15 protein-coding genes are annotated in these 13,116 nt (G+C 52.2%); 7 read left to right on the forward strand and 8 right to left on the reverse strand.

The features are described from left to right. Positions 1-70: 70 nt before the first annotated feature. The 8 genes from KQI10_RS11965 to KQI10_RS08065 form a co-directional block, all read right to left on the reverse strand. Positions 71-502 carry an excisionase gene (locus tag KQI10_RS11965; RefSeq protein WP_371818388.1) on the reverse strand — a complete coding sequence of 144 codons (432 nt, stop codon included), beginning with the start codon at positions 500-502 and terminating at the stop codon, positions 71-73. 3 nt (positions 503-505) lie between these two features. Beyond that, on the reverse strand, positions 506-1,837 hold the full coding sequence (locus tag KQI10_RS08035; protein ID WP_371818392.1) for a VapE domain-containing protein: 1,332 nt from the start codon (positions 1,835-1,837) through the stop codon (positions 506-508). Continuing rightward, entirely contained in the window at positions 1,815-2,450 is a 636-nt protein-coding gene (locus KQI10_RS08040; RefSeq protein WP_216566885.1) for a CHC2 zinc finger domain-containing protein, read from the reverse strand. Before KQI10_RS08040 ends, KQI10_RS08035 begins: the two co-directional genes overlap by 23 nt. 15 nt (positions 2,451-2,465) lie before the next feature. Then, on the reverse strand, positions 2,466-3,941 hold the full coding sequence (gene mobQ / locus KQI10_RS08045) for a MobQ family relaxase (protein ID WP_216566985.1): 1,476 nt from the start codon (positions 3,939-3,941) through the stop codon (positions 2,466-2,468). A gap of 2 nt (positions 3,942-3,943) precedes the next feature. Further along, on the reverse strand, positions 3,944-4,243 hold the full coding sequence (locus KQI10_RS08050) for a DUF3847 domain-containing protein (protein ID WP_021632987.1): 300 nt from the start codon (positions 4,241-4,243) through the stop codon (positions 3,944-3,946). A gap of 304 nt (positions 4,244-4,547) precedes the next feature. Then, the gene (locus KQI10_RS08055; RefSeq protein ID WP_216566886.1) at positions 4,548-4,859 is read right to left on the reverse strand and encodes a hypothetical protein; all 312 of its coding nucleotides are present in this window, start codon (positions 4,857-4,859) and stop codon (positions 4,548-4,550) included. Positions 4,860-5,204: 345 nt separating this feature from the next. Then, on the reverse strand, positions 5,205-5,948 hold the full coding sequence (locus KQI10_RS08060; protein ID WP_154040654.1) for a DUF2089 domain-containing protein: 744 nt from the start codon (positions 5,946-5,948) through the stop codon (positions 5,205-5,207). Between the two features lie 98 nt (positions 5,949-6,046). Beyond that, positions 6,047-6,265 carry an LLM class flavin-dependent oxidoreductase gene (locus KQI10_RS08065; RefSeq protein WP_118586058.1) on the reverse strand — a complete coding sequence of 73 codons (219 nt, stop codon included), beginning with the start codon at positions 6,263-6,265 and terminating at the stop codon, positions 6,047-6,049. Positions 6,266-6,300: 35 nt separating this feature from the next. Here KQI10_RS08065 and KQI10_RS08070 point away from each other — a divergent pair, with 35 nt between their 5' ends. From KQI10_RS08070 to lysS, 7 genes are all read left to right on the forward strand, one after another. Next, positions 6,301-6,852, forward strand: coding sequence for a hypothetical protein (locus tag KQI10_RS08070; protein ID WP_216566887.1), 552 nt, complete (start codon positions 6,301-6,303; stop codon positions 6,850-6,852). 15 nt (positions 6,853-6,867) lie between these two features. Beyond that, entirely contained in the window at positions 6,868-7,716 is an 849-nt protein-coding gene (locus KQI10_RS08075; RefSeq protein ID WP_216566888.1) for a helix-turn-helix domain-containing protein, read from the forward strand. A 456-nt stretch (positions 7,717-8,172) separates the two neighbouring features. Beyond that, entirely contained in the window at positions 8,173-8,436 is a 264-nt protein-coding gene (locus KQI10_RS08080) for an autorepressor SdpR family transcription factor (RefSeq protein ID WP_216566890.1), read from the forward strand. A gap of 3 nt (positions 8,437-8,439) precedes the next feature. After that, positions 8,440-9,261, forward strand: coding sequence for a YhfC family glutamic-type intramembrane protease (locus tag KQI10_RS08085; protein ID WP_216566891.1), 822 nt, complete (start codon positions 8,440-8,442; stop codon positions 9,259-9,261). Next, positions 9,251-10,282 carry an SdpI family protein gene (locus tag KQI10_RS08090; protein ID WP_216566892.1) on the forward strand — a complete coding sequence of 344 codons (1,032 nt, stop codon included), beginning with the start codon at positions 9,251-9,253 and terminating at the stop codon, positions 10,280-10,282. The genes KQI10_RS08085 and KQI10_RS08090 overlap by 11 nt, the downstream gene beginning before the upstream one ends. A 111-nt stretch (positions 10,283-10,393) precedes the next feature. Next, positions 10,394-10,870: a transcription elongation factor GreA gene (gene greA / locus KQI10_RS08095; protein ID WP_216566894.1), complete on the forward strand. Its 477-nt coding sequence runs from the start codon at positions 10,394-10,396 to the stop codon at positions 10,868-10,870. Positions 10,871-10,873: 3 nt separating this feature from the next. Then, complete coding sequence (gene lysS / locus KQI10_RS08100; protein WP_216566895.1) at positions 10,874-12,811, forward strand: lysine--tRNA ligase; 1,938 nt, start codon at positions 10,874-10,876, stop codon at positions 12,809-12,811. Positions 12,812-13,116: the final 305 nt, after the last annotated feature.

A 13,116-nucleotide genomic window follows, 5' to 3' on the forward strand; every position in this document is an offset into this window, starting at 1 on the left:
CGTGATGGAAAGAGCCTTGATATGACACACTTATTGTATCATATCAAGGCTCCGATTTACACCACAAATTTCAAATAGAATACGCCTGCTCGATGAACTGATCGAACAGGCGGCGTTTAATCAGGCGCTTGTTGCCCACCCAGAGGACGAATTTGCACCGGTCCTCGTTGGTGATCTCGCGCAGTTTGTTAATACCAATGCCGGAGTAAGCCGCGGCTTCCTCCAAGCTCAGATTGCTCTTTTCCCAAATCGGGATTTCCTTCATAGGCAGTTTACCCTCCATGCAAAAATAGCCAGACAGGGTGAGGCGGCAACGAAGTCCGGCAACGGACTTCCAAAAACCTCGAAACATACCCGGTCTGACGGTTGATTTACGATTATCCTTTTCTTCTATTTTTCTGTTGTTTTGGTTGTCAAAGGCAGAAAAAGCCTGACAGAGCAGGGATTGCCTCGGCAACCAGCCTGACAACGGAGTAACAACAGGATTTGCAACCAGCCGCACTTTTCAGAACGGCAGCTCCATCTGCTCTGTGATCTCCACAAAGCCGTCCGGGATTTCTGTATTTTGGTTGCCGCTGCCCGTTGCAGTCTTTTCTCGCTCCCAGCCTTTTTGCCTGCCGTACCCGGCAAAGCTGCGAGGATTGGAGAAATACGTCCAGCCGGTCACACACTGGTTCATAATCTCGTTGATCTCGCGGATCTCCCATTGCTTCGGCTCATCAAAAGCATGGTTCAGCGCCTCCTTGTAAAGCTGCTTGGAACAGACGGTATCGCCCGTGTAGCTGTCCAGAAACGCCTGAATCATGCCCGCTTTCGTGTCCTCCGGCATGAAGTCCTTCTGATGTTCCTTGAGATAACGTACCATTTCCGGGCTGAACGTCAGCTTCCAGCCGCCTGCCCGGTAGATGGTCATTGCCTCCGCCCACACCTGCTGCAAGTAGGATCTGGATGCGGCTTCATCCTCCAAAATGTGAACCTCTGCCTGTTCCGGGCAGACCTGCACGGGCAGGAAACGCCGGTTGCCGGAGCGGTCGAGGGGCAGGAAGTCCATTGCGTTTGACGTGCCACCGAATACGCATTGCCGCAATCGGTCTGCCGGATGGGTTTCATATGGGATTTTGTAGACCTCCTTCTGACGGCTCAGAAACGACTTGATTTCCTCAATGCTCTTGGCATTGGCGGTAGCAATCATCTCGGACATTTCAATGATCCAGTGCCCTTGCAGCTTGCGGTACACATTTTCATCGTCCAGCTTCCGCAGATCGTCGGAGAACCACTCGTCCTTTCCTGCCAGCAGACGGAAGAATGTGGACTTTCCCGCACCCTGACCGCCCACCAGACAGAGCATGACTTCAAATTTGCAGCCGGGATGAAATGCCCGATGAATCGCGCCCAGCAGGAACAGTCGTAATGCTTGAAAGGTGTATTCGTCTGCTTCCGCACCGAGAAAATGGTGCAAACAATAGCGGATGCGCTCCGTGCCATCCCATGTAAGGCTGTTCAGAAAGTCCCTGACAGGGTGATAGCTGTTCTGATGGGCGGCAAGATCGGCGGCATCTATGATTTTCTTCTCACTTGTCAGGTCGTAATTCTCTTCCAGATACAGCCGGATGTACTTCATATCCGTGTCGGTCATGGAGGCGCTGGGGCTTCGGTCGTAGCCGATGGGCTTGACAACGTCGGTGCGGTCGGTCAGCAGATTGTAGGCAATCGCGCCGGAGAGCAGCGGATCGTGCTGAAACACCGTCAGGCAATTCTTGATACTGTTGCGGACACCGCCTTTTTCCGTGGTGTCTAACATGGCTTTGACTTCTTCAACGCTCATCGGCTGTGCCATGCTGCCTGCCTGCATTTTGAGCTGCTGCTTCATCTGCGGCGGCAAGCTCTGCCATTCGCTGCTCAATTTTCCTCACTTCCTCTCCATATTCGATCACAACGGATGCCCGCGCCTGTATATCCCCGCACAGCAGCTCGTCCAGCAGATATTCAACCAGCGAGAGCTTCTGCAATGCCTCCACAAAGCGCGGGTGATAGCCGTTCTCTGGCGTTTGCGGGGCATAATCCTCTTTCCAGCGGCATAACAGCTGGTAATAGTCCAACAGCACACGGGAGCAATAGCGTTCCATGTGCTGATAATTTTGCTCGTCGGTATTCTGTTGTCGTGGCCTATTTGTCTTGCCCGCGCTATCCTCATACGGAATGGCAAAATCCTGTGCCAGCAGAATTGCTGCCTCCTTGCTGCCGATCCCGCGAAGCTGGGAAACGAAGTCGATTACATCCCCGGTAGCCCCGCAGCCAAAGCAGTAATACCGGCGATCCAGCTTCATGCTGGGCGTACTGTCATCGTGGAATGGGCAGCGGCACATTCCGTTTCGCTCCACCCGGATGCCGTATCGCTCCGCAGCCTGCCGGGTGGTCACAGACTGCTTGACGGTTTCAAAAATATTCAATAGGCAATGCCCTCCTTAGCGTTCCATTTCCTGCTTTTTCTGCCGCATCGCGGTGTTCTGGCGTTCCTGCTCATGCTGAACCTCGTAGATGTTGTAATGGATCGCCCAGAGCTTTTTTGCGTCGGCATGGAGCGGCGAAAGCTCCGTCTGAATGTCTTTGTATTCCTGCTCCAACTGCTCCCGTTCTCTGCGCCATGCGGTGATGGGCAGCTTGCCATCCTTGAAATACGACTTTAATTTGCGCTCTGCCATGTAGAACGTCCGCAGTTCATCGTCGTGTTCGGATTTGTATTTCTGCCGGGATTTCTCAAATCGGATGGATTTCAGCTTGTCCGCAGCGGGCTTGCCGGACTTGTAGTAGTCCACCATCCGCAGCAGTTCGTCCAGTTCCTTAATACGGGATTGCTTTGCCGATGCCGACTTTTTCAGCGCGTCGATCTTATCCTGCATGGCGTGAAGTGCGTTATCCAGATCGTCCACAGTGTAAAGGTTTTTGGATTGCAGAAAGCTAAACGCCTCGGCGTAACGCTGCAAGTTGGCGTTCTTCGCTTTATTGCTGTACGCGCCCTTGTTGCGATTGGCGCAATGCAGTGCCAGCAGATCGTTCAGCGTGGGCGGCTGGGGCTTGGCAAGCTCGGCTTTTACGTCCTTCAGCCAGCCGATCAGCGCGGCGATTTTCTCTTTGGCTTCCCGCAGCAGCGCGTTGGTTTTCCGAATGAAGCGGTTGAGATCGCCCTTGTCGGTGCGGATGCCCTTTGCCTCCATCGCCCGGACGGTGGGACCTTCGTGCTGGGTGGGGATCTGCTCCACACCCTGACGGGCAAAGCTGCGGTGATCAATGCGGCAGTCTAAGCCCTTTTCGGCAAACTTGGCGTTGCAAAGGTCAGCCCATGCCTGCCGCCATGCTTCCAGCGTTTCGGGCTTTCCCCAATCTGTCGTGGGAACAGCGTTGAACACATAATTGCCTGCCTCGTCCAGAACACGCTCGCCGTGTTCGTCCAGCACATATTCCCGCCGCTGCTTATTGCCCCACCTACCGTCCGGCTCAATGGGACGGATGGGACACATGACATGAAAATGCGGATTGGAAATGCCGCCATCCTCTTTGTCGGGAGAATGAACGGCGAAGTCCACCACCATGCCCCGGCCCACAAACTGCTCCAACAAAAATTGCCTTGCAAGTTCGATGTTCTCCTGCATGGAAAACTCGTTCTGCAAAGCAATGTCAAAGCTGTATGCAAGCTGCGCTTTCTTTCCCCGTTCCACTTTCTCCACCTCGTTCCATAGGGTTTCCCGATCAGAGAAAGAGGGTGGGGCATGGGGCGGCAGCAGGATTTCCGAACAGATCACGCCGCCCTTTTTGGTGTAGTCGCTGTCCTCGCCGTAGTACGCGCTGTGCAGCTTTTCCCCAGCGCGGTAGGCGGCAGCAGCCACAGCGGATTGCCCCACGCTGCGCTTGATCTGCGTCACATGAAAATGAAATAGTGCGATACTCAGTCACCTCCTGCATAGTTGCTGACAGCTTCCGTGAGAAGCCTTTGCACATCTGGCAGAGCAAAGACCTGTTCGGCAAGGGCGTAAAACCCGGTTTCGCCCAACTCTTTCGTCTGCGGTGCGACACTCTCGATGGCTGCGCCACGGGTGATGAGCCGGTGCGCCCGCTTGCGCCGATCTCCTTTTTCATAGTAGGCGGCTCGGTTTTCAAGGCGCTGAATTTTGTGCTGTTCCTGCGCAAGTTGCCGCTCCACCTTTTCTTTCTCGGCTTGCAGCTTTTCGATTTCTTTTTCTTGCATGATTTTGACCTCCTGACGGTTAAAGATGGATGCAAAAAGACCGCCTACGTTTTCAGTAGACGGTCTGCGTGATGATATGGAATTTTCAGGCTTTGCGGTGGAAATAGACTGCGCCAGCAGACTGTTTCCGCTGCAAAGTGTGCTGGGATAGACGCGCAAGCGTCGCAAGGGGTGCAGCCCCTTGTTCGGAACAAAGTGACGCAAAACAGCCCGGACATTTGGCTGTCCGGGCTGTCTGCCTCGCAGAGCGCACATACTCCCATCAGGAGAGTATAGAAGTGCGCCCTTGTTACCAAGGGATTTTTTAGCATCCCAATTCTCTAAGAATGTTCTTGCAATACATGATTTCTGTTTCAGAAAAAAGTGCCGCGTACTCCGGCTTGCATACCGATTCTTCCATTGATAAGTCCAAGCGCCCGCAAGACCACAGTGTAGATAGCCCTTCTGATAAATTCCCCGTTTTTTGCGCACTTGCAATCAGCCGCCGTGCGGTTTCGACACCTCCGTATTGCGCTAACATCTGGTTGAACCGTGTAGGGTTATATTTACACTCTTTCTTTGCTTGTATCATTTTTTCACGCAGTTCTTCTTCAAATGTTCTTGTCAATACCTCCATGTGATAACCGCTCCCATTTTATATTTTTCGCTCAAAAACTTTTCCGCAATCCTGACATAGAAATTTAGTCTTTCCCCTTTTTCCGTTTATTCCGCTGGCTGCACCGATTATCGTGCCAAGAGGGTTAAACAAACTCCCCACAGTTCCACCGACAACAGCTCTTCCAACGGAAAATTTTGTTTTGGTTGACACTGGAACAATGTTTGTGCTTCTGCAAAAAATATTCGGGCAGCAAATCCTTCGCGCCATTTTCGCGTCCTCCCAATAGGCACAGTATGATTTAGTACTTGTTCTTAAATAAGAGGTTGTACCAGAAACTAACAAAAGCAATGAGTAAGAATTGTATCATAAATCGTTATGCTCCTCAGTTAGAATTAACTCGCCACGTCCATTCTTAGCAATCCCCGCCCACTCTAAAATTGCAGCCATTACAAACACGGGATCAAAAACCGATTCTCCGATTGTTCGACCGCGGTGAAGCGCTATTGTACCGACAACGGTATTTTCCTCACAACCGGGTTCACCGAGCTTATAGTTTCTTCCATTGCCTTTCTTTGCTCTGCCGCCTTGTTTTATAAGGAGTTCTACAATATCGTCAAACACCTTATAGTCGTAGGCTGGCTTAACAGGCAACTTATCACTTGTAAAAGTTGTTCCGTCTGACTCTGCGTAGATCTCACAAGGAAGACCTCTGGCTGTGTATACGGTGATGTGACCACCGTGCGCTTTCAGCTTTGCTTTGATGATTTCGGACGCGAGTGTGCTTGTATAGTCCACATCCATGCGGCTTACATCAATTTCCTTTGGCATTACCTTCTCCGTTCCACCGCCAAGATTTAAGGCGGCAAGCAATTCATCCAGTTTCTTTTTTGCAGTTGGATAAGATATTTGCATATCAGACTGTACCTCCTTCAGGTTTCCTCTGTCTTTCAAAAAAGTAATCAAGAACTCGAATTGCTCCTTGTCGAGCCGATCAAAAGGGCTAAGGTCGAACGTGTTTCTTAGCTCCATGCCACAATCAGGGCATTGTAGCGTGCTAACTCGCAGTGTCCCATGACAGGCGGGACATTTTGAAATAAGCCGGTTCATGTAAATCACCTCTTCGCTTACATGATACAATTAGAAAACGATTTTGTCAATATAGTGCTTAATTATTTTTATTACTATATTGCTTTTTGGAATGTGTCTCACCGCTTCTGCCACACAATGTCATACCCCAGCGCGTCCGCCAGCTCTACCGCTTCGCCGTAGCGGAGCGAGCCGCGCTTGAGCTTACCGGAGAGATTGGGGACGCTGCGGCTCCAGCCGTATTCATCGGAGAGATAGTCCACCACCTCGGTCATGGTCATGCCGGTGCGGACGATGTAGGACTTGATCTCATTGCGATAGGTTTCAGATTTTCTCATATTCAAACTTTCCTCCTGTTTTTTCGATGCGCTCTATGGTAAAATGGGTTTGTCAAACCGTGACATCCGTTCGCCATAGGGCGCTGGTTTTTAATACATGGCTTTTCGCTGGAAATGCCGCCGATGATACGTTGGTCACAGGCGGCACCTTCCGCTTTTGTCGTTTGATGTGTCTTTGCGTGAAACGGCGAAATATCATGTTGAACGACAAACGTCGTTCACTGCTGAATAGCGCTCTATTCCGTGCGGATAACCACACAGAGCAGAAAACTATTTCGCTGTTTTCACTTGCTTTGATTTTTATATTCGATTTTGCCGCTCTTTCCGAACGTCGTTCCTGCCCGGAGGATCGCTCCCGGCGTTTCGTCCCCGTTGGTACGCTCACGCTTTCGCGGTCATGGCGGTTACTTCGCTGGGGGACATATCCTGTTCGGACGGTCATGCAATTTTCAAGGTTCAGGTGCGATTGCAAGACCATTTTAGCGAAAAATATAGCCCTCTCCCGTATATCCAAGAGGTCGGAAAACGCGCCGAAAAACGCAGATTTCCACGCTTATGGACAAAACCGGAAAAGGGCAGAAATTTGAAGAGAGGACACCGCTATGCAGCCAAAACTCACCATTCAGGAACGGCTCAAAGACCTGCGCGTGGAGCGCAGTCTGACGCTGGAACAACTATCTGCGGAAACAGGTATTTCAAAGTCCGCGCTGGGAAAATACGAAGCCGACGATTTCAAGGATATCAGCCCGTTCAGCATGGTGGAGCTGGCGAAGTTCTACGGCGTGTCCACCGATTACCTGCTGGGGCTGACAGAACAAAAAAATCACCCAAACACAGAACTGGACGCTCTGCATTTGGGTGATGATGCAATCGAAGTCTTGAAAACGGGCAAATTCAACCACCGGCTGTTGTCGGAGCTGATCTGCCACAAGGATTTCCAGCGGTTTTTGCTGGATGCTGAGATTTACGTTGACCGGATCGCGGATATGCGAGTCAACGATATGAATGCCGTGCTGGAAGCTGTTCGGCAGATGGCATTGATGAAAAATGGTGGCGATGCAAACGACCTGTACCTGCGGACGTTAGAAGTGGCGCAGATTCGGGAGGACGAGTATTTCGGAAGTCTGATTGCGGACGATCTAAAAGGTATTCTCCGCGACATTCGGAACGAACATCGTCCCGACACCATGACTGCGGATGAAGTCTCCCTCGCAGCAACCGTACAGGGGCAGTTGCAGGATGCGATGAATTTTGAGGGCAGTTCCGAGGAAAAGCAAGTCCGTTCGTTCCTCGCTACCTTTGGCATTGATTATGACAAGCTCACCAAAGAGCAATTCGTCTCGCTGATTGAAATACTCAAGCTGTCCAAATACTTGAAAAGTCCAATCAACCAGCGAGGGAAAGCACGACCACAGTTGCAGCACGGGAAAGGCAAAAAGAAACGCAGATAAAAATGAAGAGGACATATCCGGCACCGTGGATATGTCCTCTTCATTTTATTCAGAATGTGTAATTTGGGATTGTCACATCAAAGCTCTTTCGCAAATGGTGTAATTGTGGTGTAGTAAGCGCCATTCGAGCGACGAAAACCGTTGATATAACAGGCTTTTTCGAGGCTTCTTAGGATACTCCCGTGGCAGATAAATAAGATTTTTACCATTGTTTGTTTCCTTATATATTACCTGTAATCGCAAAAGTGTTGTGCTCGTTTCGTTTTGGACTCAGTATAACATTTTAACGGAACAATATCAACCGTTCGGAACAGTGCTTTGTGATTTTTCGGAATAATATTCTGTCTGTTTGCTATTCTCAGATTCCTTCACAGCCCCTTGACAATTCTATCATTCCATGCTATCATTTATTTAACAATTAAGTTAATTGTTAAATAAGTTTCAGGAGGTGTGCTTATGGGGCTGCAGCAAACTCTGAAAGCCCTGGCGGACCCGACTCGGCGGGAAATTCTGAATCTGTTAAAATCCGGAAAGAAAAGCGCCGGAGAAATTGCGGAGCATTTCGATATTTCCGGAGCGGCCATCTCCCGGCACCTGTCCGTGCTGAAGGATGCGGACCTGGTTTATGACAGCCGGGAGGGAAAATTCATCTATTACACGCTGAATACATCGGTGCTGGAAGAAACACTGCTGTGGATCGCGGACCTGAAAGGGGAGTAAATCATGGAACACTACGCTACCAAAATCATTGCCTGCTGCATCACGCTGGGCATCTGTCTGATTCTGCCCATCGGAGGCCTGATCTTCTACGCGCAAAAGCACAGGGGGGAGGGTATCGTCTCTGCCTGGATTGTGGGCGCATTGGGCTTTTTCGTGCCCCAGATGCTCATCCGGTTGCCCATTCTCACAGCCCTGTCCGCAAATGCCGGATTCCTGAGTTGGACGCAGAAGCATCTGCTTCTCTATACCCTGGGGCTTGCCCTGACCGCGGGGCTTTTCGAGCTGGCAGGCCGCTGCGCCGGTGCGGGGCTGCTGCGAAAAAATCTGACCTTTCCCCGCGCCCTGGCCGCAGGCCTGGGCCACGGTGGAATAGAGGCGATTCTGCTCATCGGGCTGACCTACATCAATAACCTGGTATATCTGTTTCTGCTGCAAAGCGGCGGCTTCGATGCTTTGGCTGCGCAGGCAGCCGCCGCCGGGGCAGATACCGCCCAGCTGACCGCTGCTGCCGCAGCCCTGAAGAGCACCTCTGCCGGGCTCTTCCTGTTGGCCGGGCTGGAGCGGGTCCTGACCATGGTCTGCCAGACCTGCATGACCGCCATGGTCTTCTACGGTTTCCGGAAAAAGGATTCCCGGTGGATCCTGGGCCGCCTGGGCATTCATTTTCTGCTGGACAGCCTCACTGGTATCCCTCAGTTTCTTTCATCCCAGGCCCTGACCTATTCCCTTGTCTACCTGGTTCTTGCCGTCATGGCAGCTCTTTGCCTGTGGATTCTGAAAAAAATCTCGCTTGCCTGGAGAGAGGAGCCCAACCATGTACAGTAAGAAAACCCGCGTACACTGCTACGCCTTTACCCTGCTTCCCGCACTCATCGGGCTTGTGCTATGGAGCACAAATCCCCAGACTGTCTTTCCGTTGGCTGTGCTGTTCACCCCCGTGCTTCTGGCACTGACACTGGCTCTGTGCCTGCATCTGACCGAAAAGCTGGAAAAGGACCGGGAGAAAAACAAAAAGGTCAACAGCATTGTTATCTGGATCATCCCTGTGCTGTCCAACATCACCTTCTGGATTTCCTATGCCATTATGGTCCGGCACATGGATCTGCCCATCATGCGCATTATGGCTTGGCTGCTCGCTGCCATGTATCTGGTGCTGGGCAACTATATGCCCAAATGCCGACCCAACAATACCGTCGGCATCCGGGTAAAATGGACCTTTTCCAGCGAGGAAAATTGGAACGCCACCCACCGTCTGGCAGGTCCCAGCTATATGATCTGCGGTTTTTTGATGATCCCCGTAAGCTTTCTGCCGGAAAAGACGGCCATGCCTCTGCTCCTTATTCTGCTGCTCCTCGGCAGTATCATCCCCCTGGTCTACTCCTATATCTTTTACAAAAAGCAGCAGCGTCAGGGCGTGACTTTCCGGCCCCGGCCCAGGTGGGAGAGGAAGGTCAATCAGTCGGCAATCACCATTGGGGCAGTGATATTGGTGTTTGTAGCCGTGATGCTCTTTACCGGCTCCGTGAAATATCAATTTCTGGACACCGCAATGCAGGTGGACGTGACCTACTACGGCTCCACCTCCATTCCCTATTCCGAAATTTCTGACGCCCAGCTGCGCAGTGAAAATGTTCCCGGCTCCCGCACCTGGGGCCTGGGCTCTTTCCGGCTGCTGGCGGGTCTCTTTGAAAACGAGGAATTGGGGAGCTTCACCCGCATGACCTACTATAACCCCCGCAGCGCCATTGTCCTGAAAATGGAGTCAGGCAAGACCTATGTCCTCAGCGGCAGGGACCCGGCGGAAACCGCCGCCCTTTATCAGCAAATATTGGAGCATATCGGATAAAATATAGCCTATATTTTTGCGAAACCCCCGGGAATCTTCTTGACTACCCGGGGGTTTTCCTCTATAATATTCGAAGCTATGGAAATTTTCAGCTAAGAAAGGATTTTGAATATGGCTAAGGAATATAAAATCACAAGCCTGCGTCTGGCAGACCTGGAAAAGGAACTGAACTACCTGAAGACTACCCGTGAACGGGAAGTGGCCGCCATGATCGCCGAGGCCCGGTCCTACGGCGACTTGTCCGAAAACTCCGAGTATGATGCCGCCAAGAACGAGCAGGCCAAGCTGTACGGCCGGATTGCCGAGATCGAGGACGTGCTGTCCCACGCCGTCATCATCGAGGACGAGAACGAGGCCACCGGCCGCGTGGGTCTGGGCTGCACCGTGGTCGTAGAGGACGAGAACGGCAAGCGCTTCGAGTACCGCATCACCGGCTCTCAGGAAGCCAACCCCATGGAAAACAAGCTCTCTGACGACTCTCCCTTCGGCCGCGGCATTGTGGGCAAGGCTGCCGGGGAGGACTTTACCGTTAACGCCCCTGCCGGTTCCTTCCGCATGAAGGTCATCAGCGTTTCTCGTGAGGGCTAAGCCATGGCAAAGTTTGTACCACAGGCAGAAATGCCCCTGTCCGACCAGGTGAAGGTTCGCCGGGACAAGCTGGAAGCCCTCCGGGCCGAAGGCCGGGACCCCTATGTGCAGACCAAGTATGAAGTGACCTCCTCCGCCAAGGAGATCAAGGAAAACTATGAGGCCCTGGAGGGCAAGACCGTAACTCTGGCGGGCCGCCTGATGAGCAAGCGGGGCATGGGCAAGGTGTCTTTCTGCGATTTGCAGGACAACACCGGCAGAATTCAGCTTTATGTCCGGTTTGACGCCATGGACGAGGCGGATTTTGCCCGTTTTAAGAAAAATGACATTGGCGACATCGTGGGCGTAGAGGGTGACGTGTTCAAGACCGAGCGGGGGGAAATCTCCCTGCGGGTCCACAAGGCCACTCTGCTCAGCAAGAGTCTGCTGCCCCTGCCTGAAAAGTTCCACGGCCTGACCGACCGGGAGACCCGCTACCGTCAGCGTTATGTGGATTTGATTGTCAACCCCGAGGTCAAGGATACCTTTGTCAAGCGCAGCCTCATCTTGCGGGAACTGCGGCACTTCCTGGACAGCAAGGGCTTCCTGGAAGTGGATACCCCCATCCTGACTCCCTTTGAAATCGGCGCCTCCGCCCGGCCCTTCTATACCCACCACAATACTCTGGACATTGACATGGTGCTGCGCATCGAGACCGAGCTGTACCTGAAGCGGCTGATTGTGGGCGGCATGGACCGGGTGTATGAAGTGGGCCGTATCTTCCGGAACGAGGGCATGGACCCCACCCATAACCCGGAATTCACCTCTATCGAACTGTATCAGGCCTATACCGATTTCCGGGGCATGATGGATCTGGTGGAAGAGATGATGAAGACCGTTGCCATGAAGGTCTGCGGCACCTTGCAGATCACCTATCAGGGCAAGGAGATTGACCTGTCCCATTGGGAGAGAATGACCATGGTAGAGGCGGTCAAGAAGTATTCCGGCGTAGACTTTGCCGCCGTGTCCTCTGACGAGGAGGCCATCGCTCTGTCCAAGGCCCACAAGGTGGAGCTGCCGGAGATTCCCACCAAGGGTGCGATTCTTGCGGAGTTCTTCGATGCCTTCGTAGAGGAGAACCTGATCCAGCCCACCTTTATTTACGATTACCCTGTGGAAAACAGCCCCCTGGCCAAGCGGAAGGCCGACGACCCCGCCTTTACCGAGCGTTTTGAGTATTTCATCAACGCCACGGAGTTCGGCAACGCCTTCTCTGAGCTGAACGACCCCATCGACCAGAAGGGCCGGTTTGAAAAGCAGGTGGCAGAGCGGCTGAAGCTGGACCCCGCCTCCAAGGCTCAGGTGGACTACGATTACGTCACCGCTCTGGAATACGGTCTGCCTCCCACGGGCGGTCTGGGCTTCGGCGTAGACCGTCTGGTCATGCTGCTGACCGACTCCGCTTCCATCCGGGATGTGCTGCTGTTCCCGACAATGAAGCCGTTGGACTCTGACAAGAAGGTTTCCAAGGAAGTTTCTGCTCCTGCGGAGGCTACTCAGACTGCTCCTGTTGTGGAGGAAAAAATTGATTTTTCCAATGTTCAGATCGAGCCTCTGTTCCAAGATCAGGTCGATTTTGACACCTTCTCCAAGAGCGATTTCCGTGCCGTAAAGGTCAAGGAATGCGAAGCCGTGAAGAAGTCCAAAAAGCTCTTAAAGTTCGTTTTGGACGACGGAACCGGCGTAGATAGGGTCATTTTGAGTGGAATTCACGAATATTATGAGCCGGAAGAACTGGTTGGTAAGACCTGCATTGCAATCACCAATCTGCCTCCAAGAGCGATGATGGGTATCGACTCCTGCGGTATGCTCATCTCCGCCGTGCATCACGAAAACGGCGAAGAAAAGCTCCATCTGCTGATGGTCGATCCTCACATTCCGGCAGGCGCAAAGCTCTATTGATTGCCCCCTGATCGAGCTAAAAAAGCCTCTCGTACACCAATCCGTACACCAATTTACACCAAGGGTGCACCACGGATGCCGAGAAAAATGTGCGATTGAATTTCAGCCTCGCAGAAGTGATTCTGCGGGGCTGTTTTTTTGAAAACTATATATTCAGATATGAGACTCGGTGAGAAATCACCGGGTCTTATTTTTTGCGCTCACTACGCCTACTAAACAGGTGCAGTGGGCGCTTTTTTGTTTTCTGGAACCGGCACAAAAAATTTTTTTGAAAAAGTGTGGGAATCTCGCAAAAAAATTCGGCA

Source organism: Pseudoflavonifractor sp. MSJ-30, from assembly GCF_018918045.1.
GTDB lineage: Bacteria > Bacillota > Clostridia > Oscillospirales > Oscillospiraceae > Faecousia.

What these genes read in the sequence shown, in the direction of transcription:
- KQI10_RS08070 (WP_216566887.1), top strand. Translation starts at nt 6,301, where the DNA reads ATGGTAAAATGGGTTTGTCAAACCGTGACATCCGTTCGCCATAGGGCG.
- lysS (WP_216566895.1), top strand. Translation starts at nt 10,874, where the DNA reads ATGGCAAAGTTTGTACCACAGGCAGAAATGCCCCTGTCCGACCAGGTG.
- KQI10_RS08090 (WP_216566892.1), top strand. Translation starts at nt 9,251, where the DNA reads ATGTACAGTAAGAAAACCCGCGTACACTGCTACGCCTTTACCCTGCTT.
- KQI10_RS08085 (WP_216566891.1), top strand. Translation starts at nt 8,440, where the DNA reads ATGGAACACTACGCTACCAAAATCATTGCCTGCTGCATCACGCTGGGC.
- KQI10_RS08075 (WP_216566888.1), top strand. Translation starts at nt 6,868, where the DNA reads ATGCAGCCAAAACTCACCATTCAGGAACGGCTCAAAGACCTGCGCGTG.
- greA (WP_216566894.1), top strand. Translation starts at nt 10,394, where the DNA reads ATGGCTAAGGAATATAAAATCACAAGCCTGCGTCTGGCAGACCTGGAA.
- KQI10_RS08080 (WP_216566890.1), top strand. Translation starts at nt 8,173, where the DNA reads ATGGGGCTGCAGCAAACTCTGAAAGCCCTGGCGGACCCGACTCGGCGG.
- KQI10_RS08060 (WP_154040654.1), bottom strand. Translation starts at nt 5,948, where the DNA reads ATGAACCGGCTTATTTCAAAATGTCCCGCCTGTCATGGGACACTGCGA.
- KQI10_RS08050 (WP_021632987.1), bottom strand. Translation starts at nt 4,243, where the DNA reads ATGCAAGAAAAAGAAATCGAAAAGCTGCAAGCCGAGAAAGAAAAGGTG.
- KQI10_RS08065 (WP_118586058.1), bottom strand. Translation starts at nt 6,265, where the DNA reads ATGAGAAAATCTGAAACCTATCGCAATGAGATCAAGTCCTACATCGTC.
- KQI10_RS08035 (WP_371818392.1), bottom strand. Translation starts at nt 1,837, where the DNA reads ATGGCACAGCCGATGAGCGTTGAAGAAGTCAAAGCCATGTTAGACACC.
- KQI10_RS08055 (WP_216566886.1), bottom strand. Translation starts at nt 4,859, where the DNA reads ATGGAGGTATTGACAAGAACATTTGAAGAAGAACTGCGTGAAAAAATG.